Below are 26,322 nucleotides of genomic sequence, written 5' to 3'. Positions count from 1 at the left end.
ATGACCGTCCAAATGAACTCGAAAGGAAAAAGCGCAATTCATGGATATATCAGACATCGTGTCCTTTGTAACAAATGAAGACCGTTTAAAGAATCTTCTGGAACAGTACCGGTCGCTCGGTCCGTTTCCGGGCATTTTGCTTACCTTTCTGAAATCGTTTGTCCCGCCCCTGCCGACTTTGCTCATTGTAGGGGTAAATGCGGCGGTTTACGGACTCTGGGCCGGTTTTCTTTACTCCTGGATCGGGATCGTGAGCGGCTGTCTGGTAACGTTCCTGATCGTCCGCAAAATCGCCGGTCATCCTTATCTGGAAAGGCTGGCGCGCAAGCCGAAAATCGCAAGAACGACGAAGTGGATCCGGCGGAACGCTTACAGCTACGTTTTTCTGCTGAGCCTGTTTCCCGTGGGTCCGTTCGTGGTCATTAACATAGCGGCGGGACTTGCCGGCATGCGCCTTCGTTCGTTTCTGATGGCCGTTCTGATCGGCAAAGGCATCATGGTGTTCACCGTTTCGTATATCGGCTACGATGTGGCCAAATATATCGAGAATCCGTACCAGCTGCTCTATGTCGTCCTTTTCGTCGCCGTATCGCTGATCGTCAGCAAAAAGATTGAGAAGCGGTTCTCGTCCGGGCAGACGATGGAGCTGGAGTAGGGTTAAGCCTGGTGAACCGCACGCTGTGAACGGGAAGCTCATGCCGTACGCTGCTTTGCCGTGTTGAACGTGTACTTCTTCCGCTTTCGGATAATGTTCCGGATGCCCGCATATGTATGAAGGAATGCAGGAAACGGAATGCGGAGAGGAGCCTGGCTTGTGAGCGGATACGGTTATAGGGCCGGCCCGACGAATCATCAAAAAAGTTCCGGCATGCCCAATCTCGCTTTTAACGTACGCGATAACGTGCTTTTTAAGCGCAATGAAGACAATGTGGCGTATGAAGTCACTTCAACGCAGCTGCCGTCCATGATGGGCGGAGCTTTTGCGGATCTGCGGCTCAGCAGGGGACATATCCGGGAGCCTCACTGGCATCCGAATGCGTGGGAGCTTCATGTCATTGTAGCGGGGGAGGCGGAGATTTCGGTGATCAGTTCCGACAGCCCTCAACTGGTGAACTATCGCGCAAAGGAAGGTCAGGTGGTTTTCGTCCCCTCAGGCTGGTGGCACTGGATTACGCCGGTCTCCGAGAAGGTGCATCTTCATGCCTTCTTCAATCACGAGCAGCCCGAGACGGTCCACGGCTCCGATATTCTGCGGCTGACTCCGCCCGAAGTGCTGCAGAACGCCTTCAACGTCAATGCCGCTCTTGCCGGCAAAGCCTTCGCGCCGATTACGGAAACGGTCCGCATCGGACCGCCGGTCTCTGTACAGGGCGAACCGGGAAAACCGGCCAATCCGGGACAGCCCTATCTCAATGAAAAAAAGAAAACCTAGGCGTTTCACCCTGAAAGGCCGCTGCCTGCCCGGAAGCTTTCCGCATTCTATCCAAAGCGGGAGGCTTTTTTGTATGGGCTGAAATCGGAGGAAGAGAGCACTCAACTCCCCATTTACAGGTGGAGAAATATGGGGTATCATGGCCCGTGGAATTAAAGCGGGCAAATGGACATCGAGCGAGCTTGTAGAGGCGCATTTTCGTCCGGATCGGACAGATTCAGCCCCACATCGGAGCGGTCATTCTGGCGAAGACGAATGCGATGCAGCTGCTCATGGGCTGCGAAACCGTGCCGATTACCAATAAATGACTGTCAGGAGGGACGAGAATGCCCGGAGAGCTTTTTAAAGAAAACGTTCGGAAAGAAACGGAAATTTCCTGGGACGAATGGGTCGTCAAGCTCCAGCGTTCCGTGAACGAGCTTTGGTCGCACGAGCAGATCAAGGATCACATTTGCAGCTGTTACGGCGTTTCAGACGAGTGGGGAGAATGGCTGGCTGCCATGTACGCTCCCTATTTGGGACGGACTCCGGTCGGTATGACGAAGGACGCTGGCGTTCAGATCGGAGTAAGAAAAACGGTTGCGATGAACCCTCTGCAAGCCTGGAACTATCTGACTTCGCCGCAAGGATTGTCGCTTTGGTTAGGAAGCGTGCCGGTGTTTCCATTGGAGAAGGGGGCGGAATTTTGCTCCGATGAAGGAGTTTCGGGAAAACTTGCCGTGGTCGTTCCGTTTCAGAAGCTACGCCTGACATGGAAGCGTAAGGAATGGGCGGATTTTTCACGGCTGCAAATTACTTTGACGGACGCAAAGTCGGGCGGGACAACGATTTCTTTTCACCAGGAAATGCTCGAAGATGTGTACATGCGGGAAAGGATGAGACGGGAGTGGGAGGCGGTGCTGAACCGCATCCGGGATTTGGGTACGGGGGTATAGGGATAGTTCCGCCTAGTCATTAGGAGGAAGCGATTGTACCAAACGGGGGGATTATGCGTAGAATGGATTTTCTTACGAGGGTTACGTGAATGTCTTTTCCCGTGTTAGGTGGAAAATCGTATCCGCAGAGCTTTAGTCATCTTTTACCAAAAAAGGCAACAATATTTACCGGAAAGGTGTAAACTAAACCTATCGGATCATGCGATCCAAATCTGGTTCCAAGGCGGTGCGGATGATGAAGCTCAACCATCTTAATTTGACAGTTACGGACGTTCAGGCGTCCCAAACTTTTCTGGAAACGTATTTCGGTTTGAAAACCCGGAGTACGCGCGGAAACGCGTTCGCTGTTCTATCCGATGACGACGGGGCTGTCCTGACCCTGATGAAAGGCGCGGAAGTCAGCTATCCGAAAACGTTTCATATCGGTTTTATCCAAGAAAGCGAAGAAAAGGTGAACGAGATCAACCGGCGTCTGAAAGAGGACGGGTTCGAGGTGGAACCGCCCCAAAGAATGCATGGCTGGACATTCTATGTCCATGCTCCCGGCGGCTTTGTCGTCGAGGTGCTCAGCTGAAGTCGGCAAGGAGGATTCATGAAATTGGATATCCGTTATAGTCATACGAGCCATATAAACAAAAGCCAACTCCAGGAGCTTTTCCTTTCCGTAGACTGGGAATCGGGGAAGCACCCCGACGAGCTGCATGAAGCGATCCTGAATTCTCACTCGGTCGTGACGGCATGGCACGGCGATAAGCTGGTCGGGCTGGTGAACGCTCTTTCCGACGGGGTGATGACGGCGTATTTTCATTACATGCTGGTGAGGCCCGATTACCAAAATCACGGGATCGGGAAGAAGCTGATGATCGCGATTCTCGACAAGTATAAGGCGTACAAAACGAAAGTGCTGATCTCTTACGAGGGGGCGGAATCGTTTTACCGCTCTTTGGGGTTTCAGCCGGAGCAGGGAACCGTTCCGCTTTATATTTCCGAATTGGTTTAATGAGAAGAGCAATAAAACCAAGTTGACAGCTTGGAAAAATATGTTATAAGATATGGAAATAACGGCTTCTTCCTGCTCCATGCGGGGTTGCACAGCATGATTTTTCCTATCCAGACAGCCTCAGGCGGACCCAACAGGTGATAGCCGTGCGGCTGTTTTTTTATGTACACAGGAGGTGGGAGGAAATTCCGAACCGGTACAAGCGCTGCTTTTAAACCTTGTTATCCGGTGTGAATAGATGGTTTAAATCTAGGAGGAGAATTGTGCATCTCGATACGGACTTTATGTGGAAACATCTGCCCGATTTTGTGCGAGCCGGAGGAGAAACGCTCAGAATCGGAGGCATTGCCATCTTTTTTTCCCTACTCGTGGCTGTCATTCATTCGTTTATTCTGTATTTCCGCATCCGCCCCCTGACCTGGGCCGTCCGGCTGCATATTGAATTAGCGAGAAACACACCGCTGCTTATCCAGCTGTTTTTTCTGTATTTCGCCTTGCCGCAGCTAGGGGTTAAACTGTCCGCAATGACGGCGGTCTTTATCGCGATGACCTTCCTGGGAGGCGGATATTTTACGGAGGTGTTCCGTTCCGGAATGGAGGCCGTAGAGAAATCGCAGTCGGAATCCGGGCTTGCCATCGGGCTCTCGAAAAGGCAGCTTTTCCGGTATGTCATCCTGCCGCAGGCGCTGCGGATTTCCGTTCCGTCGTTATTCGCGAACTTTATTTTCCTGCTCAAAGAAACGACGGTCGTGTCCGCGATTGCGGTACCGGAGCTTCTCTATACGACGACCAGTTATATTTCGCTCTATTACAAAACGTACGAAATGCTTCTGATGATGACGCTCTGCTATCTCGTTATTTTTCTGCCCCTGTCCTTTCTGCTCAGTTATCTGGAAAGGAGGTTCCGGCATGGCGCTTTCGGCTTATGAGCTTCTCGTGAGGAGCCTGCCGCAGCTTGCGGAAGGGTTGTGGGAGACGCTGCGAATCTCGCTTCTGACCATTGTGTTCAGCGTGACCGGAGGAATCGGGTTCGGGCTGCTCAGAACTTCGCGCCTGTTTCTCGCCCGTCTGCTGTCCAGAACGATTCTGGAGCTGGTGCGGAGCGTTCCGATCCTGGTCTGGCTGTTTTTCTTTTTCTTCGGGCTGCCGATCCTGTTCGACATCCATCTTCCCGCATTCGCTTCGGCCCTGCTTGTCCTGTCGTTTTGGGGGATGACGGAAATCGGAGAAATCGTCCGGGGAGCCCTGCAATCTCTGCCCAAAGGACAGACGGAGGCAGGGAAATCGTTAGGACTGAGCGGGCCGCAGCTGCTGGTTTACGTGCTTGTCCCGCAGGCAGTGAGACGTATGGTTCCGCCGGCCATCAACGTGTTTACGCGGATCGTCATGACAAGCTCCCTGACGGTGCTGGTGGGGGTGACGGAACTGATCAAATCGGGCCAGCAGATCATTGAACGTCATTACACGCTTTCTTACGCCTCCGTCGTGATTTACGGCCTTATGGCTCTGCTGTATGTTGCCTTATGCTACCCGCTGTCTGTATTTTCGCGCAGACTGGAAAGAAGATGGGCCGACTAGCCCCCGCTAACCGGCTCGGAAAGGAGGCTGTTATGGGGGAAGCGCTCCTGCAGCTGAGACAAGTGGAGAAATCGTTTGACGGGCACCGGGTGCTCAAGCACATCGATCTGGACGTGGCACCGGGAGAGGTCGTCGTCATTCTGGGCCCCAGCGGATGCGGCAAAAGCACGCTGCTCCGGTGTTTGAACGGGCTCGAACCGATACAGGGCGGCACCCTTTTGTTCAAAGGGGAAGACCCCAACGCCGGGAAAGTGCCGTGGCGGGTGACCCGGCAGAAAATCGGCATGGTTTTTCAGAGCTATCATCTGTTCCCGCATATGACGGTACTCGATAACATTTTGCTGGGACCGCTAAAAGTGCAAAAGCGGAGCCGGCGCGAAGCGGCCGCGGATGCGGAAAAGCTGCTGGCACGCGTTGGCCTGCTGGATAAAAAGAACGCTTATCCCCGTCAGTTATCGGGCGGCCAGCAGCAGCGGATCGCCATCGTCAGGGCGCTTTGCATGCGGCCCGAGGTGATGCTGTTCGACGAAGTAACGGCGGCGCTCGATCCCGAGATGGTGAAAGAAGTGCTGGAGGTGATGCTGGACTTGGCGCGGGAAGGCATGACTATGCTGATCGTCACTCACGAAATGAGATTTGCCCGTGCGGTCGCCGACCGGATCGTTTTTATGGACGAAGGCGAAATTCGCGAAATCGCACCGCCGGATACTTTTTTTAACCGTCCGCAAAGCGGCCGTGCGAAGCAATTTTTGAATCAGTTTTTCGAAATGGAGACCGGAAAAGGGAGAGAAGAAGCATGAGAAAAAGAATAGCTGTATGGGTAACGGTCGTCCTGCTTGCGGGAGTATTGGCCGCTTGCGGAGCCGCCAAAGATCCGAAAGACGCCACGGGAAACGGCGCTAAACCCGCATCGGCCGGAGAAAGCGGCGGAGGAAGCATCCAGAAAATCAAAGACCGGGGCAAGCTGATCGTAGGCGTTTTCACGGACAAGCCCCCGTTCGGCTTTACCGACGACAAAGGGAACAAGATCGGCTTCGACAGCGATCTGGCCAAGCGTTTCGCGAAGGATCTGCTGGGGGACGAATCGAAGATCGAGTTCGTGACGGTCGAGCCCGCCAGCCGCATCCCGTTTCTGCAAAGCGACAAGGTGGACCTGATCGTGGCGAATATGACGGTGACCGACGAGCGCAAGGAAGCGGTGGATTTTACAAATCCCACAATGAAAGTAGCGACGCAGGTCCTCGTGTCCGAGAAAAGCGGACTTAAGACGCTGGCCGATCTGAAGGGCAAAAAAATTATCGTCACGAAGGGCACGACAGCCGATCTGTTTCTGACCAAGAACCGCCCCGACGTAGAGCTGGTGAAGTACGAGAAAAATACGGAATCCCTGCAGGCGCTCAAAGACGGGCGCGGAGACGGTTATGCTCAGGATAACTTCGTTCTCTTCGCCTGGTCCCGCCAAAATCCCGGGTTCACGCTTATTCCGGAGAAGCTGGAGAAAGAAGCGCCGATCGCTCCGGCGGTCAAGAAAGGGAATACCGAGCTCCGGGATTGGGTGAACAAGGAGCTGGAGACGCTCGGGCAGGAGAAGTTCCTGCTGAAGCTTTACAACACGTACGTGAAAGAGGAGCTTGGCACAAGTACCGATCCGAACGATGTCATTACAGAAGGCGGCAAACTGTAACCGCGCATTTTGAAAGCATTCCCCTCTTCCGGGCAAGGGAGAGGGGAGGCTTTTTTTTGATGCCCGATGAGCCTGGGCGATCCGCTTGATTATCATAGACGGGGGGCGGCGGAGGTCGGCGTGAACGGATAAAGAGGGAGACGGATTCCTGCGGATATGCCGGCGATCTTCCTGAGAGCCGTTTCCTTTTGCGGGAAGCGGCTTTCAATTGGCATAAATTCAGATTTTTTTAGAAAAGTCACAAAAAACCTTAATAGATAAAAATTACATATTTCTGTTAAAATGAGAGAGAGTTTGTCCGTTTTGATAGAGAGGTGATAGAAAGTTTGCCGGCAAAAGCGGTGAACCCCGGATTTGACCAAAACGAGAGAGAAGGATGGAGAAAACATGAAAAAATTGACTTACCTGACGGCAGCGGCTTTTCTGGGACTGAGCCTGATCGGCGGTTTCGGCGTTCCTACGGCAGAGGCGGCTCAAACGACGTCTACGACTACCCCCAAAAATGTGGCGGCGGGAGGCTCCGTAACGGCAAGCGGCGAATATGCGCCGACCCAGACCAAGGAAAGTGCATTCGACCAGTCTCTTTATTCAAAATGGCTTACGTTCAGTTCCACAGGCTGGATTCAAGTCAAACTCGACACCGCGAAAACGGTCACCTCTTACTCGATTACGGCTGCTGAAGATTTTCCCGAAAGAGACCCGAAAAGCTGGGTGCTCAAAGGCTCCAATGACGGATCGACGTGGACCGTACTCGATACCCGGCAAAATGAAGCTTTTGCATACCGCTATCAGACAAAATCCTACTCGTTAGCGAACGCGTCCTCTTTTAAATATTTTAAATTTGACAGCATTACAAACCAGTCGGGTGGAATCCTCCAGATCTCGGAGATCAAATTATTCGACGGCTCCGTCGATACGTGGACCACGATTAAGCCGACCGTTACGGCCAGCGCTGAAAATGCGCCAAGCGAAGGCAAAGAAAATCTTGTCGATGGAACCAGCGTGACCAAATGGCTGACGTTCAATGCTGCGGGCTGGCTGAAATTCGACTTCGGCACACCGGTCACGATCGACGGTTACGCGCTTTCGGCGGCCAACGACTCTCCCGAGCGCGATCCCAAAAGCTGGGTGCTTCAAGGCTCTAACGATAACGCCACATGGACGAATCTGGATACCAAGAGCAATGAATCGTTCAGACTCCGGCATCAGCGAAATCATTACGTTTTGAACGGCAATAATACCGCTTATCAATACTACCGGCTGAACAACATTACCAATCACAGCGGGGGCATCCTGCAGCTCGCTGAAGTCGAATTTTCGCGCAAGAATGACATGTGGCATGCCGTGAACCCGGTCATCGAGGTCCAAAATCTTGACGCCGCAGGCAACGGTCAGCTGTTCGACCAGGCACTGCCTAATGCGACGGACGATATCCGGGTGATCGTGCGCAAAGTAAATGAGCTGCTGTACAACAATCCCGGCGAGCTGCAGGGAGGCGTGCAGAAAATCAAGGTTACGATCGAAGATGTTCCCGGAGTGGCTTGGGCGTCTGGTGACCACATCCAGAAAACGGTCGGCTTCAGCTCCCGGTTTTTGCGTGATATCGCGAACGATCCGAACAAATCGGTGCGTGACGAAATTCTCGGCGTCCTTTACCACGAGCTGACACACTGCTACCAGTACGACGACAACCGGTATGCGGACAAAAGTGTCGGCGGGGTCAGCTACATGGTCGAGGGCCTTGCGGATACGCTCCGCTTCGCAGTCGGCTACCATGACCGCTACAGCATGACCAAGGGCGGAACGTGGCAGGACGGCTACGGCATTACCGGCAACTTCTTCCGCTGGATCGAGGACACGAAAAAGCCCGGATTTATCCGCCAGCTGAATGCCAGCCTGACGCCGTTCGACGGACAGGACTGGACAGAGGGCAAAATCCAGGAGCTTACGGGCACGAACGTAAATACGCTTTGGACGGAATATCAGGCGACACTTCCTAATTAGTTGCCGACGGGATTTATAAGTATAGGTTGCCGGAAACCGGCAGCCTTTCTTTTTTGATAGAACCGTGGCATTAAAAAACACATCCGTTTTCTGCGGGTGTATCTTTTTGAATTAGGTGAAAATAACCGTTATTACGCTGTCGCAAAAAGAAAAGAAACATTTGTATCATTTTCTTGTATAATTTGTAATATGAGGTATAATATGAGGTGTATTTTCGGCGGTGTGCGCCCGGTTCCACGTTCTAGCCGAATGGCTGTGGCCATGCAGCTTATTTTCAGGCTGTTTTTGAAATCGCTTACGCACGCTGACGCAATGAGGAAAGAGGCGGTAAGCTTTGTATGGAGTCAGGCCGCGAACCTATGAAAGGAGGAGGATGCAGGGGTATCCGCAGGAATAATTTTTGCCGCTGCCCGCTAGTAACTTAAAGCCAGACCCGGCTTGAGCGCCGGCATTTGTTAAAACGCTCTCATTTTCATTGCCCATTAAAAGGAGGAATTTATAGTGACCATTCGTTTGCCCTATCAAGGGATGATCAAGATGCTTGCGGCCGGGGCTATTATGCTCATGCTGTCCATCGCCATGCTTCTTCTGCTGGAAAATAAAGCTTCCGCTCACGGGTATGTCAGTAACCCGTCCAGCCGTGCCGCTCTTTGCGCCAGCGGTGTGAACAAAAACTGCGGTCTGATTATTTACGAGCCTTACAGCCTCGAAGCGCTCAAAGGCTTCCCCGCTGCAGGACCCGCCGACGGTAAAATCGCAAGCGCCAACGGCCAGTTCGCACCGCTGGACGAGCAGTCGGCCACCCGCTGGACCAAAGTAAACCTCAGCCCGGGCCCGACGACATTCAACTGGACGCTGAAAGTTCCGCATGCCACGTCCGCTTGGAAATATTACATTACGAAGCAGGACTGGAACCCGAACGCGCCTCTGAGCCGCGCTTCTTTCGACCTGACTCCTTTCTGCAACGTGCCGTACAAGGGGCAACCTTCCGGTTCGTATTCCGACACTTGTAACGTTCCGAGCAGAACGGGATACCAAGTTATCCTGGCCGTTTGGGAAATCGCCGATACGGCCAACGCTTTCTACAACGTAATCGACGTAAACTTCGGCGGATCTCCGGGAACTCCAGACACGTCCGCTCCGACGGCGCCTGCGGGCCTGACGGCTTCCAAAGTTGCCGCTACAAGCGCTACCGTATCCTGGACGGCGTCTTCCGACAATGTCGGTGTAGCCGGCTACCGGATCTACAACGGTTCCACTCAAATCGGCACGACCAGCGGAGCGCTCAGCTTCAACTTGACGGGGCTGACGGCGAATACGGCCTACGCTATTACGGTCAAAGCGGTTGACGCTGCCGGCAATGTATCGGCGGCAAGCAACACCGCCAGCTTCACGACAATCGTAGGCACGACTTATCCGGCCTGGAACGCTTCGACCGCTTATACGGGCGGAAGCAAGGTGACTCACAACGGCGTCAACTACGAAGCCAAATGGTGGACGCAAGGTGAAACGCCAAGCAGCAGCTCCGGCGTGTGGAAAGTAATTTCTTAACAGCCGACGCTGACAAGTCCCAGGATGACTTCCGAATATTCGGGAGTCATCTTTTTTATGCGGCGGGCCCGTCCCGGACATCTTCTGCGGGAATCATGCCGCATCCTAAGCGGAAAGGAAGCCCGGCCGTTCATCCGGATGAACGACCGGGCTTCCTTATTCCCTACCGGCAGTCAAGGCCGGAGGGATAATCTTTGAGGGGTAAGAGACCGCGGACGCGGGGTGACTTCGAGTGGTTGCCCGCCGTCTCGTTGTCTTGCTGTCCCCAGCGCCTGGACTAAGACCGGATAACCGAAACGCTGTCTCCGTTGCTGTTGGTTACATACACCCGGTGCGTTTTGGAATTGACGCTGAGATCCGACGGCCGGGCACCGACCTTAAGGGTGGCAATAACCTTGTTCTTGAAACCGCTGATGACCGAAACGGTTCCCCGCAATAAATTCGGAGAATCGTTAGCGACGAAGATGCGGTTCTTCTTTGTATCGATACCGAGAACGGAAGGCTGGCTTCCGACCCTGATCGTGTCGATAACCGACAGTTTTTTTCCGCTGATGACGGAAACCGTATTGCCGGACGAATTTGCGGTGTAGACCCGGCCGGTTCTTACGTTGACTTTGATATCGGATGGAAATGCGCCCACGCGGATCGTTTTGATGACTTTATTCGTTTTCCCGTTAATGACCGAAACGGTGCTGCTGTTCGTATTCGCCACAAAGATCCGGTCGGTCAGGGGATTAATCGCTATGGTGTCTGGTCCTGTGCCTACTTTAACGGTAGCGATTACTTTATTGATGGCTCCGTTGATGACGGAAACTGTGCCGGCGCTGTTGTTGGACACGTAGATCCGGTTGGTGAACGGATTGACGGCCGCGTAAAACGGCGTGTCGCCCACTTTAACGGTTGTGACGACGCGGTTGGTCCGGCCGTTGATTACGGTGACCGAGTCGCTGCCCGCATTGACGGCATATACCCGGCCGGTTGCGAGATTCAAGGCGATAGCCGCGCCGTCCTTGCCGACGTTAACGGACGAAACCAACCGGTTCGTCGCACCGTTCACCAGACTCACGCTTCCGGTAAATCCGCGGGGATTCGCCGTTACCGCCGTGTTTAACGTGTGAACCCGGTTTTTTCGGGCGTTGACCACAAGGTAATTCGGGGCATTGTCAATAGGAATGGTTTTGATGACACGATTTGTAAGACCGTTGATGACAGCCAGCGCATCCAGACTCCGGGTTACATACACCCGGTTCGTTTTGCGGTTAACGGCCACATGCAGGGGAGAATCGACAGGTATCGAAGCAATGACTCTCGGTGTTTTTTTTCTTTGGATATGGGTTGCTTTCAGCATGGATCGCAGTCCTGCCTTTCTATAGGGAACTAAGACACTTTATTCAGGATCAAGGCGACTGCTTATGCATCTGCCCATACGAGAAGCTATCAAGCTTGACTTTTTGTGGGGGTTGGCTGATTTTGCCGGCTAACAAAGTGAAGCAGATCTCCGGCCTGAACGGCAAAAAAAAGAAGAGGGAAACGAAGGCGGGTCCAATCACCTTCAAAAACTGGTCGACCGCGGAATGCCGTGGTCGCCCGGTTTTTTTGCCTTTTGTCCGTTTCATTTACGTCTAGAGGGAAGAAAATAGAAGGCCGTAATGGTCTTTCACGGGATAAGTGAGAATGCGAGAGCGGAAGGCAAGAAGTAAAGAAGTGTATATAAAAGTCGGAAGTTATCTCTTTTATTCGAAAGGCAGGTCTCTTAAGGTTACAGTGTAGACGCTTACATACCATTCATTTTAGGAGGGAAATTATGAGTTCGAAGAAAAAATGGCTATCGCTGGCCCTGGGAATGACCCTGATGGCGACGATGCTTCCCCAGGCATACGGCGCCCAGGCTCAGCCTGAAATGCGCAATCTTGCCAAAGGCTTGAAGTACGAATGGTCCGAAGCTCCCCATTCAAGCTATCCCGATACGACCGGTAAGCTTACCGACGGAGTGATTGGCAGCGCTAATGTGACGGATCCGTCCTGGGTCGGAAGCTTGAATAAGCAGACCCGTGAAATTGTTTTCGATCTGGGCGAGGCCAAGTCTATTTCCAAGATCCGGGCGCATTTTATGCAGGATTGGCCGGGATCGGCGGTTCTTTTCCCTCTGACAGTCTCCATGTATGTGTCCGACGACAAGCAGAATTGGGGCACGGTTGCCCATAAAGCGACGGAGCAGTTGTGGGTGGACGGTCCTCCTGTCGACCAGTTCTATACGTGGGACGGAAGCAAGGACGGCATCCCGAATGCGGGCTCCGATGCGAAGATGGCCTATGCTCGTTATGTCAAAGTGATGTTCTCTATGCATCCGAAGGCGTGGGAGTTTATCGACGAGATCGAGATCTGGGGAGACGACGGCAAAATCGAAGGAGCGAAGCAGGTGCCTGCGGAAGCTTTCGACTATATGCAGCCCGGTGAAAATACGGCCGGAATCCGCAACCTGTCGCTGCTGTACAACGGGTACTACTCGGACGGCGTCAAAATGACGAAGGAAAAACTGGTTCCCGAGATCGGCTACGTGAACAAGGAAGGAAAGCCCGTCGACTGGTTTTTTGACGGAGTCCTAGTCCTCGGCTTGATGTCGCCTCAAGGACGCGATTTCGGAGAAGGGGGGGGCCTGCTGACGGACTGGAAATGGTACCTGGACAAAACGTTCGCAGCTCAGGGAGACCTGGATCAGCTGAACGAAGCGACGAAGGAAGTCGGCCAGAAGCTGGGACAGCCCGGCCACAAAACGAAAACGGTCATGATGATCCCTAATCCGGGCGAATATACAACCGATTTCGGGGATATCGACGGAGACGGCGTCACCGAGAATTTCAACGAGGGCGTGGTCGGCAAGGATAAAGCCATCGCCAACCGGCAGAAGGTGATCCGCTGGTGGATCGACGAGGTCAGCCGCAAGTTTGAGGAAAAGCACTATTCCAATCTGGAGCTTTCCGGTTACTACTGGTTGCAGGAGCAGGTGGGAACGAGCAGCACGGGGCCGGATCTTCTACGCTTTACGAACGGTCTCGTTCACGAGAAAGGGCTGAAGTCGTTCTGGATTCCCCATTCCCTCGCGTACAAAAGTTATATGTGGAAAGATGTGGGATTCGACGCGGTCACTTACCAGCCGAACTATTATTTCGAACCTCAAAACATAGACCGCCTGCAAGACGCGGCCGAAACGGCCAAGAGGTTGGGAATGGGCGTCGAGCTTGAATTTGACGACCGGATGCTGACCGATGCCGTATTCCGCAAGAGATTCTTGGAATACCTGGATGCGGGCGAGCAGTTCGGCTTTAAGGGAAGCTCCTTCAAGGCTTACTATAAAGGCAGCGGGCCTGTCATGGCCCAGGCGGCGGCAAGCTCCGATCCGGAAATCCGCGGCCTGTACGATAAGCTCTACGAGTTCACCAAAGGCGGGGCGCCGGCGGGAGGGGCTCCCGTTGCTTCAGACAGCGCGCTCAGCACACCGCCGAATACGGCTGTCTCCGGCACGCTGCCGGCGGCGGATGCGGACGGCGACCCGTTGACTTACAGCATCGTGCGCAACGGAGCCAAGGGAAAGGCGGCCGTGACGGATGCGTCAAAGGGGACGTTCACGTATACGCCGGGCGAGGGCCAGACGGGAACCGACACGTTCACGTTCAAAGTCAGCGACGGCAAGAACGATTCCAACGTCGCCACGGTGACGGTGACGATTGCGGCAGGGCAGACGGGCTGGCAGACCGTTTTGACAGGCAGCGGAACGGTTCCGGCGGGGGAGAAGTTCTCCGTTACCTACGGGCTGACCGGAGGATCGCAGGCGGTATACGCGCAGGATATTAAAGTCGAATATGATGCCGCCTTTATGGAGTTTGTGTCCGCGAAGCCCGTCTTGGACGGAATCTCCCTGCTCGAAACCGACAAAAAAACGCCGGGACAGCTCCGGCTGCTGATGGCCAGTCAAGGAGACAGCCATGCCGTGACGGGTCCCGCCAAGCTGCTGGAATTCACCTTCCACAGCAAAAAGGATAATCAGACGATCAAAGGAGTCGTCTCCGTCACGAGTGCGGTACTTGGCGACCGCGAGGGAAAAGAAGCGGAGGCTGCGCCTTCGTCCCTGACGGTACAAACCCCGGGATCGGTGCCGGGCGATTATAACGGAGACGGCAAAATGAGCGTTGGAGATTTGGCCATCGTGGCGGCTCCGTACGGAAAAACGAAACAAAGTCCGGACTGGGAGCAGGTCAAGCATCTGGATATCAAGAAGGACGGTAAAATCGACAATCAGGACCTCTCTGCCGTGGCAGGTAAAATCTTGAAGTAGGCACTGACCGGCGCGGAGCTGTTCATTCCGGACGGTGACTGCGTACATGAACTAAGGAGTGCAAGCAGTGACTAACGATTACAGGTAAAGGATGACTTGAAAATAGAAAGGGGCCTGATCCTGTCGTACGTCTGGCACGTATACGCACAGTCAGGCCCGAAGAACCGCCGCCCGCTTCCCTTGAAGGAAGCGGGCGGTTTTTTTTGTATGAAAATGCAAGCGTTCCGATCAGGTTAATCCCGTTCCATTAATCCGACTTCTCTGCAAAGCTCGACGAGCTCAGAGACAGCCCGGAACTGCTGCCGGTTTCTTTCATGGATGCTTAGGAGCGCTTGCTCCGTCACTTTTTTCGCCTTTCCGATGCTCTGGTGTTCCACGGCTTGTACGATATCCTTCATTCGTTCCAGAAAATAAACCGTTCTCCGCAGCGTGCGGATCAGCAGAATCTGGCGGATGTGCATAGGCGTAAAAATGCGGTACCCGTTGTCCGGATCTCTTCCCGGCTTGAGCAGCCCTTCCTTTTCCCAGTGACGGATAGCGGAGTCCTGGACACCGGTCAGAGAGGCGGCCTCGCCGATGGTCATCGCGCTTTTCAGCTTTTTGTTGGCCAGGATCGGCAGCTCGGGGTCCTGAAGGAGAGCGAGCGTCTTGTCGGCCACCGCTTTTTCATGCTGGAGGACGGACTGTTCATGGCTCACAAGCCAGAACGCGCTGTCCATATCGCCGCGCTGGATATGGCGAAGCACGTCGCAGCTGAGTCCGACGCCGAAGGCGGGGAACATGGCGCGCAGACAGCGGAAATACGCCAGGTGCAGCTTCGTGTACAGGCGGTACCCGTTCGCGGCCCGGTCCGGTGCCGGTACGACGCCCCACGATTCGTAATGCCGCAAGGCGCTCGTGCTGATGTTCAGTTTTCGGGCAATGTCGACGGGCTTGTAGTACTCCATGTCTCGGACCTTTCTCCGCACGGAAAGCGGCGGTTTCAGCGTTTGTTCAAGACGATGTACCGGATGCTCCGGACCCTGCGGCGAAAGACAGGCCCTTGGCCGCCAGGGCGGGGCGCAGCAGTTCAATCCCCTTGGGACCCATGCCGTGCAGCTGCAGAAGCTCTTTCTCGGTGACCCGGGTCAGCTGCTCCAGCCGCAGGAAACCGGCTCCGGCAAGCGCGCGGAGAGCGGGCTTGGACAAGCCTGCGGGAAAATCGGATTCCGGTCCGGACGCCGCGGCTTTTTTATCCGGTTGGTCAGACATGTTACTCGGCACAAAGTTACCTCCTCTCCGTAAATAAAGGGTGTCTTTTCTCGGGAGCGGATAAAACTAAGCTTACTATACCACGGGGCCGTTGATGTTTTTTCTTAGGAATTGCGGAACCTTAAAAAAAGATAACTCATGTTAAGTCACGGTATCCCGATTGAGCAGCCCGTAAGGTACACTTCAATCATACCAAACAAAGCAAGGGTGATGGAATGTGAGCTACAGCGGGGCCGGTCTCGGAGCCGAAATGAAAAAACAGCGTACGAGGAAGAAGGCCGGTTTTTTCTCCTATTACAGCCGGTTCAAAGTGTTATACCTCTTGTCACTCCCGGGTATCGCGTATTTCCTGATCTTCAAATATATCCCGCTGACGGGATCTGTGATGGCGTTTCAGGATTACAACATATTCGCGGGAATCTGGCAAAGCGATTGGGTCGGGCTCGACAATTTCAGGCGGATGATCGAGTACGCGGATTTCTGGCGCATTCTGGGGAATACGCTCGCCATCGGGTTTTACACGCTGCTGTTCGGCTTCCCGATTCCGATCATCCTGGCGCTGATGATGAACGAGCTGCGCAATGCGGCTTACAAACGTTTTGTCCAGACGTCGGTTTATCTGCCTCACTTCCTGTCCTGGGTCGTCGTAGGCGGGATTGTGATCGAGCTTCTGTCCCCGACGAGCGGCGCCATCAATTATGTCCTCGGCCTCTTCGGCCGGGAACCGGTGTACTTTATGGGGGAGGATTCGTACATCCGCTCCATTATCGTAAGCTCAGGGATCTGGCGGGACGCCGGGTGGAGCACCATCATTTATCTCGCGGCCATGAGCGGCATCAACCCCGATTTGTACGAAGCCGCACAGATGGACGGAGCGAGCCGGTGGAAGCAGACGTTCTCGATTACGATTCCGTCGATCATGCCGACGATTACGATTCTGTTTCTGCTGCAGATCGGGAATTTTCTGGATCTCGGTTTTGAAAGGGTTTTCGTTTTCCTCAATCCCTTGACGAACGGAAGCGGCGACATTCTCGACACGTACATCTACAGAGTGGGCCTGATTCAGCGGGAATACAGCTACACGACGGCAATCGGCCTGTTCAAGTCCGTGATCGGTTTTGTGCTTATCGTATCGGCGAATAAATTCAGCAAAAAAACTACCGGAGAAGGATTATACTAGGAAGGAGGAACAAGCTTGTCTCCCTTGGAAAAACAAAGCAAGACGGCGCTGCTCAATCCCGTGCTGCTGCTTCTGATCTCACTTGCCATGATTTTGCCGATCCTGAACATCGTGGCCAAATCGTTCAGCGGGGCCGGAGCGCTCAGCGACGGAAGCGTACTGCTGTGGCCCTCCGACTGGACGCTGTCGAATTATACCACCGTGCTCCAGCAGTCGGCGATCTGGAGGGCGTTCGGCATCAGCGCCCTCGTTACGGTCGCCGGAACCTTGATCGCGCTCGTGATGACGGCCAGCCTGGCTTACCCGCTGTCAAGGACCGAATACAGGGAGCGCAAAGGGATTCTCGTGCTCGTGCTGATCACGATGATCTTCCACGCGCCGCTTATCCCGAACTACCTGCTCATCCGCTCGCTGGGGATGCTCGACAGCCTGTGGGCCCTGATGCTCCCAGGCGCGATCAGCGCGTTTAACCTGTTCGTGATGCGCTCTTTCTTCCAGTCGATCCCGAACGAACTGATCGAGTCGGCCCGGATAGACGGGGCGGGGGAGCTGCGCATCCTGTGGACGATGATTCTGCCGCTTTCGAAGCCGGCGATGGCCACGATGAGCATCATTTATTCCGTAGCCCTCTGGAACAACTACTCCAACGCGCTTTATTATATAAACGAACGGGCTTTGTTCCCGCTCCAGGTGAAGCTGCGGGAATACGTCGTCACGGATTCCTCGGACCTTGCCAATACGGCGGGCGATATAGCCAACTTGTCGCCGGAAGGCCTCAAAATGGCGGTCATCGTCATTGCGACGATCCCGATCATGCTTGTCTATCCGTTCCTGCAGAAGCATTTTATTAAAGGCATGCTGATCGGATCGATCAAGTCTTAATGCAAGATGCTTTTAACCAGGTTAGGCACACGTACTCAAGGGGGATATCCACATGAAAAGATGGAAAAAAAGCGCGCTGCTCCTCACGTTGACCGCATCTTTGGCTCTGACGGCCTGCTCGGGCCAGGGAGCCAATCCGAAGGAATCGTCGGGGCCGGTGAAAGTATCTTTGTCGCTGAGCGATTCCTTGAACAAATATGCGCTCGCCAGCGCCGATATCAACAACGACAAATGGGTGAAAAAGCTCGGCGAGATGACCGGCGTACAGCTGGATATCAAGCTGGTACCGCATGCCGAATTTAAACCCAAGACGGCTCTCATGTTTGCCAGCAACGACCTCCCCGACGTCATGAATACCATCCAGGGTATGTTCCCGGAAGGGCCGGATATGCTCGGCGCGATAAAAGGCGGGTTGTTCATGCCGCTTGACGATCTTTTGAAAGAATACGGTCAAGATTTATTGAAAGCGATTCCAAAAGAAGCGTGGGAGGAAGTTAAATACAAAGGGAAAATCTATGCCATTCCGGAATACTTATCGGTACCGACCCGCAGAGCCACGTTTATCCGCAAAGATCTTCTGGACGCGACGGGGCTGCCCGCTCCGAAGACGATCGATGAATTTCTGAATGTGCTGCGGGCCATGAAAAAGAACGGGGTCGAGCAGCCGTTCGCTTTCCGGCAAAACTTCGTCTATTCCGATTTTATTTTCGGCGCTTACGATGTGATGCCTTACAGCACGATGTTCGAGAAAATCGGCGACGAGGTCGTGCCGAAGTTCTTTAAAGTCGAGCAGATGCAGAAAGCCCTTCAGGTTTACAAAACCATGTACGACGAAGGGCTGATGACCAAAGACTTCGCCAGCGTGGACGGCAACAAATGGACGAACAACATCAATGCGGGCAAATCCGGCATCTGGAATCACAACGCCAACCTGCTCATGACATGGATCAACACGACGAAGGTGACGAATCCGAAATCCGAAGTCGTCATCATCCCGTCTCCGGTCGGCGACGACGGCAAAGGCGGCATGATGAAGTACAGTTATACCGGCGGATTGACATATATCAACAGCAAGGTGAGCAAAGAGAAGGCGGCCGCCATCGTCAAAATGCTCAATTTCATGGTGACCGAGCAGGGCGACAAGTTCTTCAACTTCGGGATCGAAGGCGACACGTATCAGACGCAGGACGGCAAAGTGGTCTACAAGCAGCCTAAAACGCCGGAAGAAACGTACGAGGAGCAGTTCCGCTCGGTCATTCTGCGCCTTGTCGAGGATACGGCTCTGAACCGTACGCTGCTGAACCAGACGGAGGACGGAAAGAAGCTCATCAATCAATTCGATACGATCGTGGCCAAAGAAGGCCGGGACGGCATCTCGTTCGCACCGGAGCTTACGTCCAGCGCCAAATTCACCGATGCGGGGCTTAAGTTCTCCGATATGCCGCCGGTCATCCTCGACCATATGCTCAAAATGGTATACGGCAAGGAACCGATTTCCGATTGGCCGAAGGTGCTGGAGGAATGGAAAGCCAAAGGCGGAAATGATATCATTAAGGAAGCAACCGAGCGGTATAACAATAAAGAAGGCGTCAAGCTCGGCGATTCGAAATAAGGGATTAAACATTTATCCACTCTCCGGGGCGGATAAATGTTTTTTGCCATCCAGAACATCAGATCCTTTATAAGAAGGAGGGGGAGGCATGAAGCGAATTTTGGTTGTCGACGATGAACCGTTGATCCGCCAGGGGCTGGTCGCCATGCTGGGGCAGCTGCCGTACGATTTCGAGTGGGTAAGAACCGCCGGCAACGGGCAGGAGGCGCTTGAACGGATGAAGGAGTCCCTGCCGCAGCTTCTTTTAACCGACATCCGTATGCCCAAAATGGACGGATTGGAGCTGTGCAGACAGGTGCATGACCAATACCCTCTCGTGCAGAAGGTGATCATTTCCGGGTACGGGGATTTTGAATATGCGCAGAATTGTATTTCGTACGGTGTAAAAGAATATATTTTGAAACCGTTTACACCCGCTAAAATCGGAGACCTGCTGGGCCGGCTCATTTCGCAGGGGAATCCGGCTCTGTCCATTTCCAAGTACGAGGATCTCATCGGGAACATAGCGGATTCGGTGTGGTCGATGCGGATCGAGGAAGTGGAAACGTATTTTGAGCAGCTCAAGCTTTACTGTCTTACAGCCTCCCGGACGGACTACGATTTTGTCCAGCTGTTGAAGGATTGTCTTCCGATGCTGAAGAAAAGGCTTGCCCTAAAAGGGTTTTACCCGGTAGTCGGGGAAATTCCGGATTCGGGCGATCATCTTCGTTATTTCGAAATGCTGCACGTCAGTATCCTGAAAATCATCGACGAGCTCGCGCTGCAAAGAGGGGGACAGGATCTGATGCTGAAGGCCAAAGACTATATGGACGCTCATATCACGAAGGAACTGTCGCTGGAAGACACGGCCGATTATTTGGGCATCACCCCGCAGTATTTAAGCTTTTTGTTCAAAAAAGTGCACAAAGAAACGTTCGTCCAGTACCGGATCCTCAAGCGGATCGAGCTGGCCAAAAAGCTGCTGGAAATTCCGCGTTACCGCACCAACGATATCGCATACGAGGTCGGCTACGAGAATTACCCTCACTTTTCGCGGATGTTTAAAAAAGTGACCGGCGTTTCCCCGCTAGAATACCGGCAGCAGCTGGGCATCAAATAAATGAAGAAGACGTTGTCCCGGACCATCTTTATTTACATCGCGATTGTCGTGATTATCACGGCGTCGTCGATCGGCTGGTTTTCCTACCATATTTCTTCCAGTCAGCTGCGGCAGCAGAACGAACAGCATCTGATCGAAGCGGTAACCAACGCGGTCAACCATACGGATCTGTATTTGAAGCTGTACGAACGCGCCCATCTTTCCCTTTTTACCCACCCGGATATTAGAAAATTTCTCGATTCGCCGCCAAAGGACGATTATGCGTATTTTCAATATACCGATACGCTTAAGAAGCAGGTCATCGATCCGCTTTTTCTGAAAACGCCGGAGATTATGACCGTTTATTTGACGGATTACAACAAGAACTGGGTGTACTTCGTAAACCCGGCCCTGAAAATTATCCAGGACCCTGTTCCCGGAGCGACGCTGGAGGAGCTGGACAAGGAAACGGATGCCAACGGCAATTTGACGATCATCAATAACAGCGTGTTTTCGGAAAGCGACACCCAGCTCATTACGCTCTCGCGTAAAATACACGGCCAGGTATTTAACGAATTCAAGGGCATTTTGACGATTCAGATTAAGTCGGATGAGTTCTCCACGCTTTGGAAGGGAGTCAACCTCGGACGAGGCGGATTCTTTTCCATTGTGGATCATGAAGGAAGGATTGTGCATCATCCGGATAAAACACAAATCGGCAAGGTCATAGGCGGCGATCTGCTGGCCAAGCTCGAAAACAAGCAGCTGACTTCGTTCACGGACGCCTCGTTCGGAGAAGAGCGGATGATCGTCAGCCGGAAGTCCTCGTACACGGGATGGAATCTCATGGTGTCGATTCCGACCGAAGACATTAACAGGCCCATCGCCAGCATCCGGTATTTATCGTTTCTCGTCGGAGGCATCACCCTGCTTATCGCGCTGCTCATTTCGTACCGGTTCGGCCGGGTCATCACGAAACCGATCCATATTCTCAAAAGAGGCATGCGGCAGACCGAGCAGGGAAATTGGATGAAGATTCCGCAGCTGCGCACCCGCAATGAATTCAGCGAGCTTATCGACCGCTACAATCTGATGGTTGCAAGCCTGTCCGAGCTGATGGATACCTTGTACAAAACCGAGCTGAGCAAGAAAGACGCGGAGCTGGAAAGGCAGAAAGCCGAGCTTCAGTCTCTGCAGCTCCAGATCAACCCGCATTTTCTGTACAATACGCTGGAAAATATTATTTGCTACGCGGTGATCCGGCAGTCCGAAGAAATCACGGAAATCGTGGACGCGATCGCCGCCATGTTCCGCTACTCGGTGCAGACGCATATCGAAGAAACCGCCATCGTCAACGAGCTTAAGCATGTGCTGAATTATATGACGATCATGAAGCACCGGGTAGGCCGGGATTTCGAATTGGATGTGCGGATAACGCCCGAATTTTTCCTGAAAAAAACGGCCCGCCTCACGCTTCAGCCGCTTATCGAGAATGTGTTTCAGCACGCGTTCGCGGACGGTATCGACGATTACCATTATATCCGGCTGGATGCCTGGATGGATGAGGAGGACAGAGACCTCGTAATCGTGATCGAGGACAACGGGGTAGGCATTCCTCCGGAGAAGCTGGCTTCCCTGCAGCGGCAGCTGGAGTCCAACCAGCTCGCGGATTCCACGCTCGTCGGCCGCAAAGGGCACGGGGGAATCGGGCTGATGAACGTGCACCGCCGCATTCAGCTCGTATTCGGAGAAAAGTACGGCCTGTCCGTAAGCAGCGTCCAGGGCCAAGGAACCTCGATTTCCATCCGGTTTCCGAACATCGGGTCCTGAGCCGGATGCAATAGCAAGCAGGGCCTGCTCGTATAGAGCAGGCGTTTTTTTATTTTACGGGAGGCGGCGGAAATTAAAAAAACACAATGCAGATTAAAAGGCGTCATGGGTTTGCGGTCCGGCGGAACTTATAATAGGCATGAATTGAAACCGAGAGGATGGTGGATGGATGATTAAGAGCATGCCGGGTTTTAGGGCACGTGTCCGTGTCTTTCTAAGTTTGCAGCTGGTTCTCTCTCTATGCCTTTCCTTAGCTTTCGTCACAACTGTAAGCGCTACCGAAACAAGCGGGCCTGCGGAATTAACCGAGCCGGCCCCAGCCGCCGGCTTGACCGGCCCGTGGCTTGAGCCTTTCGAAAGCTACGGTTCTTCCCAGACGGGATACACATCTCCGGTCGGCGCCAACCCGACGGCCGCCCAGCCCTGGAAAGCGGTCACAGGCGGAAGCGACGTCTGGAGCGTAGGCGAGGAGCCTGCACCGGGCTCTTCCGGGGTCAATCATTTCCTGCAGCAGACAGATCCGGCTAGCGGCACGGCCTATCTGATCGCGAGCGGCTATTGGGGAACGGATAATCCCGCCCTTACGGACGGCAGTATAACATTGTCCGGCCGGGTAAAGGTTACCGGTGCCAACAGCACCTACGCGGGACTGGCCGCCAAATATTCGGTCAACGGTACGAAGCCGGCCTATTACCGGTTTACGACCAAGAAAAATTCGGTCAGCTATCAGTTTTACCTGGAGAGGGTGACGGGGACTTCCAAAACGGCCGTCCCGCAGACGCCCGGAACCTCTAACGCCAGCGGCGTATCGGTTTCGAATACGGTGCTGAATCCTTCCTTCGACAGCCAGGGCTACCTGCCGCTGAAGCTGGACGTGATTCACCAGGGAGACGGCAGCCTTAGGCTGGACGGCTACTACGGAGGCACGCTTGTCCTGTCGGGCACCGACGCCTCTCCGCTGACGGCGGGGCAGGTCGGCCTCTACAGCCAATCGGGCACCGCCGCCTTCGACGATATTCAGGCGGCGGCCTACACGGGCGGCGGACCCGGACAGCCGGGTGTCCCGTCCGCTCCGGCGGACGTGTCGGCGTCCCCTTCGGGAGCGGGAGCCGTCAAGCTGACGTGGACGGCCGCGCCTTCCGCCACCGGCTATAACGTGAGCATGTCCGCGAACGCCGGCGGACCTTTCACGAAGCTCAGCGCGTCACCCGTTACGGTGACGGAGTACACCGCCGCCGGCTTGACGCCGGGACAGACGTACTATTTCACGGTCAGCGCCGTGAACGCTTCGGGCGAGGGCGGCGCAAGCGCGCCGGTGAGCGCCGTGCCGCAGGTGGCCGCTAAGCCGCCCGTTACGACGACGGCGGAGCTGCTGACCCGGCTCAATGCGGCGGTGCCCGGAGAAGTGATCGAGCTGGCGGACGGCAGCTACACGGGCTTCACGGTCCGCAGCAAGAACGGCACCGCGCAGAATCCGATTGTCGTGAAAGCGCAGCACAAGGGCAAAGCCGTTTTTCCTTCTACGGGCATAACGGTCGAAACGAGCTCGTATATCACCATTCAGGATATGGAGTTCCGGATGAATCCGCAGGACAAATGGATTAACCTGAACGGCTCCAACAACATCCGGATTACGAACAACTATTTCCATTCCCAAAACACGACGACGGCTGCGGACAAGTCGAACTGGATTTATATCAAAGGAACAAACAGCCACCACAACCGCATCGATCACAACTTGATGGAAAACAAACGCGACAGAGGCAAGTTCATTCTGTTCGACGGCGTATCCAGCCGACCGGAAGGCTCGACCATCCCGTACGAAATTACCCAGTACGATACAGTCGAGTACAACGTCTTCCGCAATACGCTGGAGCGGCAGTCCAACGAATCGGAGCCCATCCGCATCGGGGTATCGGTTTTATCCGGCCTCGATGCCCATGCCACGATCCAGTACAACGTGTTCGATCACTGCGATTCGGATACAGAGATCGTTTCGGTGAAAAGCGGAGCCAACACTATCCGCTACAACTATTTCGTCGAGTCGCTCGGAAGCGTAACGCTGCGTACGGGCAGCGGCTCCAGCGTGTACGGCAACATGTTCATCGGCAAAGGGCGTCAGGTGCTGAGCCCCGATCCCGACGATGCTCCGCTCGGCACCGGCGGAGTCCGTGTCTACGGCGAGAACCACAAAGTGTACAACAACTATTTCGAAGGTCTGACCGGCACGAACTGGGACGCTACGCTTGCGTTCACGACCGGGGACAACGACAACATGACGGGTCCCATCGATCCGACGAACAACCACTATATCGCTAAAAATATCGTGATCGCCAACAACACCCTGGTGAACAACAAAAGCGGTATCGAGCTTGGTATGGTCCGCTACGGAACGGCGCCGAGAAATCTCACTTTCGCCAATAACATCGTTGTCGGCTCCAGGGACGAGCTGATCCGCATCATGACTCCGATACCGGGATTGACGTGGTCGGGCAACATCATGTTCCCGCAGAAAGGCGTACCGCTCGTTACCGGAAATTCCGCGCCGCTGACGGAAGACGAGGTCAAGGTCATCTATCCGAGCATGGAGAACGCCACCGTGGAGTTTGGGCCTCAAGACTATCCGTGGCTGTGGGCTTCCAGCGAGTATGAGCCCTTGCGCCATATCGCCTATAAGAAGCTTGCAGCGGACAGTCCGGCTATCGACGCATCCAAAGGCAATTACGCGAGCGGCGGTCCGCTGTCTTTCGTAACGGAAGACATGGACAGGGAAGCCCGGACGGGAATCCCCGATGTCGGAGCGGATGAGTATAAAGCCGACGGCAGGACGGATGCCGCAGCGCCTGCCTGGTCGTCACCGAATCCGCTGGCGGCGGACGGCATTTCCCCCCGTACGGTGAAGCTGACATGGACAGCCGCCTCGGACGATACCGGCGTTACCGGTTACCGTATTTACCGCAACGGCGCTCTAATCGACACGGCATTCGGAGATGTCTTGTCGTACGAGGCGGGTTCTCTGCAGCCGGGTACGGCTTACACGTTCAAGATCGAAGCGCTGGACAGCTCGGGACATGCGACAGCCAGTAACACCGTCAGTGTGACAACACCCGCTTTTACGGGAATCAGCCTCGCGGGCGTACCGGCCCAGCTCGCTCTCGGCGGAGTGCCGAAACAGCTTGCCGTGCTCGCGCATTATTCCGACGGGTCTACGGAACCCGTTCCTTCCGGCGCCGTCTTCTCAAGCAGCCAGCCGGGCGTGCTGGCTGTCTCGGCCGAAGGGAAGCTGACTCCGACAGGTCCGGGCACTTCCTCGGTAAGCGCCGCTTACGGGGGCAAAACCGCCCCGGCGGTTGTATACACGGTGCGTCCTTCTTCCACGAATCCGTTTGCGATCGGGGGAGACACATATGTGGACAATATTCTTTCCGACAAGGCGGGAACGAACTTCAGTACGGAGCCCGAGATGCAGATCAAGCGAAAATCGGCCAGCCGCAGAAACGGTTACGTTAAGGTAACCCTCCCGGCGCTCGCGCAAACGGTCGATTCGGTCCAGCTGAAGCTGTTCGTCACCTCCGCCCAGTCGGGTTCGGACCTGCAGCTGACAGGCATTCGGAACGACGGCTGGAATCCGGCGGCGGTAACCGCAAACGACCAGCCCGCGCGTTCTTATTCCGATACCCCGCTCGGTACGAAGACGCCCTTGGCAGGCGGCAGCTACGTGATTTTCGATGTCACGGAGTTTTATAAAAACCTGCAGGCCGCTCAGGACGGCGTTCTCAGCTTCCGGCTGAGCATGAATGAAAACGACCGGGAGGCGAGAATCGCTTCCCTCGAAGGAACGGATCCGGCCAAGGCACCCGTCCTGCTTATCACGACGATTGATCCGTAACTAAGCACAGAACTTATCAAAATCCTTTTGAAAAAGAATGTTAAAAGCCCGGGAGTCATTCCCGGGCCATCTTATCCGCTTTC

General features: G+C 54.4%; 21 protein-coding genes. 18 read left to right on the top strand and 3 right to left on the bottom strand.

The genetic code is table 11. The features are described from left to right. Nucleotides 1-40 precede the first annotated feature (40 nt). The 11 genes from AC58P5_RS03645 to AC58P5_RS03595 all read left to right on the top strand — a co-directional run bounded on the left by AC58P5_RS03645 (nt 41) and on the right by AC58P5_RS03595 (nt 10,184). Entirely contained in the window at nt 41-655 is a 615-nt protein-coding gene (locus AC58P5_RS03645; protein ID WP_497384631.1) for a TVP38/TMEM64 family protein, read from the top strand. 159 nt (nt 656-814) lie between these two features. After that, nucleotides 815-1,432: a cupin domain-containing protein gene (locus AC58P5_RS03640; protein ID WP_497384630.1), complete on the top strand. Its 618-nt coding sequence runs from the start codon at nt 815-817 to the stop codon at nt 1,430-1,432. A 326-nt stretch (nt 1,433-1,758) separates the two neighbouring features. Then, entirely contained in the window at nt 1,759-2,367 is a 609-nt protein-coding gene (locus AC58P5_RS03635; RefSeq protein ID WP_497384629.1) for an SRPBCC domain-containing protein, read from the top strand. 235 nt (nt 2,368-2,602) lie between these two features. Further along, nucleotides 2,603-2,941, top strand: a complete 339-nt coding sequence (locus AC58P5_RS03630) for a VOC family protein (protein WP_497386021.1) — start codon at nt 2,603-2,605, stop codon at nt 2,939-2,941. Between the two features lie 18 nt (nt 2,942-2,959). Continuing rightward, a complete protein-coding gene (locus tag AC58P5_RS03625) occupies nt 2,960-3,367 on the top strand; it encodes a GNAT family N-acetyltransferase (protein WP_497384628.1) in 408 nt (135 codons plus the stop codon). Nucleotides 3,368-3,630: 263 nt separating this feature from the next. Further along, nucleotides 3,631-4,296 (top strand): amino acid ABC transporter permease, encoded by a 666-nt coding sequence (locus AC58P5_RS03620; protein WP_497384626.1) that lies wholly within the window; start codon nt 3,631-3,633, stop codon nt 4,294-4,296. Beyond that, nucleotides 4,277-4,945: an amino acid ABC transporter permease gene (locus tag AC58P5_RS03615; RefSeq protein WP_497384625.1), complete on the top strand. Its 669-nt coding sequence runs from the start codon at nt 4,277-4,279 to the stop codon at nt 4,943-4,945. Before AC58P5_RS03620 ends, AC58P5_RS03615 begins: the two co-directional genes overlap by 20 nt. Nucleotides 4,946-4,977: 32 nt before the next feature. Further along, nucleotides 4,978-5,745 (top strand): amino acid ABC transporter ATP-binding protein, encoded by a 768-nt coding sequence (locus AC58P5_RS03610; RefSeq protein ID WP_497384624.1) that lies wholly within the window; start codon nt 4,978-4,980, stop codon nt 5,743-5,745. After that, complete coding sequence (locus AC58P5_RS03605; RefSeq protein WP_497384623.1) at nt 5,742-6,629, top strand: transporter substrate-binding domain-containing protein; 888 nt, start codon at nt 5,742-5,744, stop codon at nt 6,627-6,629. Before AC58P5_RS03610 ends, AC58P5_RS03605 begins: the two co-directional genes overlap by 4 nt. A 387-nt stretch (nt 6,630-7,016) precedes the next feature. After that, nucleotides 7,017-8,633 carry a basic secretory protein-like protein gene (locus tag AC58P5_RS03600; protein ID WP_497384622.1) on the top strand — a complete coding sequence of 539 codons (1,617 nt, stop codon included), beginning with the start codon at nt 7,017-7,019 and terminating at the stop codon, nt 8,631-8,633. A gap of 501 nt (nt 8,634-9,134) precedes the next feature. Then, entirely contained in the window at nt 9,135-10,184 is a 1,050-nt protein-coding gene (locus AC58P5_RS03595) for a lytic polysaccharide monooxygenase (RefSeq protein WP_497384620.1), read from the top strand. Between the two features lie 277 nt (nt 10,185-10,461). Here the strand turns inward: AC58P5_RS03595 and AC58P5_RS03590 are convergent, their stop codons facing one another. After that, entirely contained in the window at nt 10,462-11,532 is a 1,071-nt protein-coding gene (locus tag AC58P5_RS03590) for a YncE family protein (RefSeq protein WP_497384618.1), read from the bottom strand. 456 nt (nt 11,533-11,988) lie between these two features. On the opposite strand from AC58P5_RS03590, the gene AC58P5_RS03585 reads away from it, so the two are divergent. Further along, complete coding sequence (locus tag AC58P5_RS03585; RefSeq protein ID WP_497384617.1) at nt 11,989-14,517, top strand: DUF4855 domain-containing protein; 2,529 nt, start codon at nt 11,989-11,991, stop codon at nt 14,515-14,517. Between the two features lie 233 nt (nt 14,518-14,750). Here the strand turns inward: AC58P5_RS03585 and AC58P5_RS03580 are convergent, their stop codons facing one another. Together AC58P5_RS03580 and AC58P5_RS03575 are read right to left on the bottom strand one after the other, a co-directional pair. Further along, a complete protein-coding gene (locus AC58P5_RS03580; RefSeq protein ID WP_497384615.1) occupies nt 14,751-15,464 on the bottom strand; it encodes a TioE family transcriptional regulator in 714 nt (237 codons plus the stop codon). A 46-nt stretch (nt 15,465-15,510) separates the two neighbouring features. Continuing rightward, nucleotides 15,511-15,780, bottom strand: coding sequence for a helix-hairpin-helix domain-containing protein (locus AC58P5_RS03575; RefSeq protein ID WP_497384613.1), 270 nt, complete (start codon nt 15,778-15,780; stop codon nt 15,511-15,513). Between the two features lie 205 nt (nt 15,781-15,985). Here AC58P5_RS03575 and AC58P5_RS03570 point away from each other — a divergent pair, with 205 nt between their 5' ends. From AC58P5_RS03570 to AC58P5_RS03545, 6 genes are all read left to right on the top strand, one after another. Then, a complete protein-coding gene (locus AC58P5_RS03570; protein ID WP_497384612.1) occupies nt 15,986-16,948 on the top strand; it encodes an ABC transporter permease in 963 nt (320 codons plus the stop codon). 15 nt (nt 16,949-16,963) lie between these two features. Next, a complete protein-coding gene (locus tag AC58P5_RS03565) occupies nt 16,964-17,830 on the top strand; it encodes a carbohydrate ABC transporter permease (protein WP_497384610.1) in 867 nt (288 codons plus the stop codon). Between the two features lie 52 nt (nt 17,831-17,882). Further along, the gene (locus AC58P5_RS03560; protein WP_497384608.1) at nt 17,883-19,442 is read left to right on the top strand and encodes a type 2 periplasmic-binding domain-containing protein; all 1,560 of its coding nucleotides are present in this window, start codon (nt 17,883-17,885) and stop codon (nt 19,440-19,442) included. Nucleotides 19,443-19,530: 88 nt separating this feature from the next. Next, nucleotides 19,531-20,541 carry a response regulator transcription factor gene (locus tag AC58P5_RS03555; protein WP_497384606.1) on the top strand — a complete coding sequence of 337 codons (1,011 nt, stop codon included), beginning with the start codon at nt 19,531-19,533 and terminating at the stop codon, nt 20,539-20,541. Then, entirely contained in the window at nt 20,542-22,350 is a 1,809-nt protein-coding gene (locus AC58P5_RS03550; RefSeq protein ID WP_497384604.1) for a cache domain-containing sensor histidine kinase, read from the top strand. A 169-nt stretch (nt 22,351-22,519) separates the two neighbouring features. Beyond that, nucleotides 22,520-26,239 (top strand): chondroitinase-B domain-containing protein, encoded by a 3,720-nt coding sequence (locus tag AC58P5_RS03545; RefSeq protein ID WP_497384603.1) that lies wholly within the window; start codon nt 22,520-22,522, stop codon nt 26,237-26,239. Nucleotides 26,240-26,322: the final 83 nt, after the last annotated feature.

Source organism: Paenibacillus sp. JT31N7 (genome assembly GCF_059692095.1).
The sequence above is the reverse complement of the archived record's forward strand: the minus strand, read 5'-3'. Positions and strand labels throughout refer to the sequence as shown.

What these genes read in the sequence shown, in the direction of transcription:
- AC58P5_RS03610 (WP_497384624.1), top strand. Translation starts at nt 4,978, where the DNA reads ATGGGGGAAGCGCTCCTGCAGCTGAGACAAGTGGAGAAATCGTTTGAC.
- AC58P5_RS03545 (WP_497384603.1), top strand. Translation starts at nt 22,520, where the DNA reads ATGATTAAGAGCATGCCGGGTTTTAGGGCACGTGTCCGTGTCTTTCTA.
- AC58P5_RS03630 (WP_497386021.1), top strand. Translation starts at nt 2,603, where the DNA reads ATGAAGCTCAACCATCTTAATTTGACAGTTACGGACGTTCAGGCGTCC.
- AC58P5_RS03590 (WP_497384618.1), bottom strand. Translation starts at nt 11,532, where the DNA reads ATGCTGAAAGCAACCCATATCCAAAGAAAAAAAACACCGAGAGTCATT.
- AC58P5_RS03615 (WP_497384625.1), top strand. Translation starts at nt 4,277, where the DNA reads ATGGCGCTTTCGGCTTATGAGCTTCTCGTGAGGAGCCTGCCGCAGCTT.
- AC58P5_RS03635 (WP_497384629.1), top strand. Translation starts at nt 1,759, where the DNA reads ATGCCCGGAGAGCTTTTTAAAGAAAACGTTCGGAAAGAAACGGAAATT.
- AC58P5_RS03600 (WP_497384622.1), top strand. Translation starts at nt 7,017, where the DNA reads ATGAAAAAATTGACTTACCTGACGGCAGCGGCTTTTCTGGGACTGAGC.
- AC58P5_RS03555 (WP_497384606.1), top strand. Translation starts at nt 19,531, where the DNA reads ATGAAGCGAATTTTGGTTGTCGACGATGAACCGTTGATCCGCCAGGGG.
- AC58P5_RS03625 (WP_497384628.1), top strand. Translation starts at nt 2,960, where the DNA reads ATGAAATTGGATATCCGTTATAGTCATACGAGCCATATAAACAAAAGC.
- AC58P5_RS03645 (WP_497384631.1), top strand. Translation starts at nt 41, where the DNA reads ATGGATATATCAGACATCGTGTCCTTTGTAACAAATGAAGACCGTTTA.
- AC58P5_RS03560 (WP_497384608.1), top strand. Translation starts at nt 17,883, where the DNA reads ATGAAAAGATGGAAAAAAAGCGCGCTGCTCCTCACGTTGACCGCATCT.
- AC58P5_RS03580 (WP_497384615.1), bottom strand. Translation starts at nt 15,464, where the DNA reads ATGGAGTACTACAAGCCCGTCGACATTGCCCGAAAACTGAACATCAGC.
- AC58P5_RS03585 (WP_497384617.1), top strand. Translation starts at nt 11,989, where the DNA reads ATGAGTTCGAAGAAAAAATGGCTATCGCTGGCCCTGGGAATGACCCTG.
- AC58P5_RS03550 (WP_497384604.1), top strand. Translation starts at nt 20,542, where the DNA reads ATGAAGAAGACGTTGTCCCGGACCATCTTTATTTACATCGCGATTGTC.
- AC58P5_RS03605 (WP_497384623.1), top strand. Translation starts at nt 5,742, where the DNA reads ATGAGAAAAAGAATAGCTGTATGGGTAACGGTCGTCCTGCTTGCGGGA.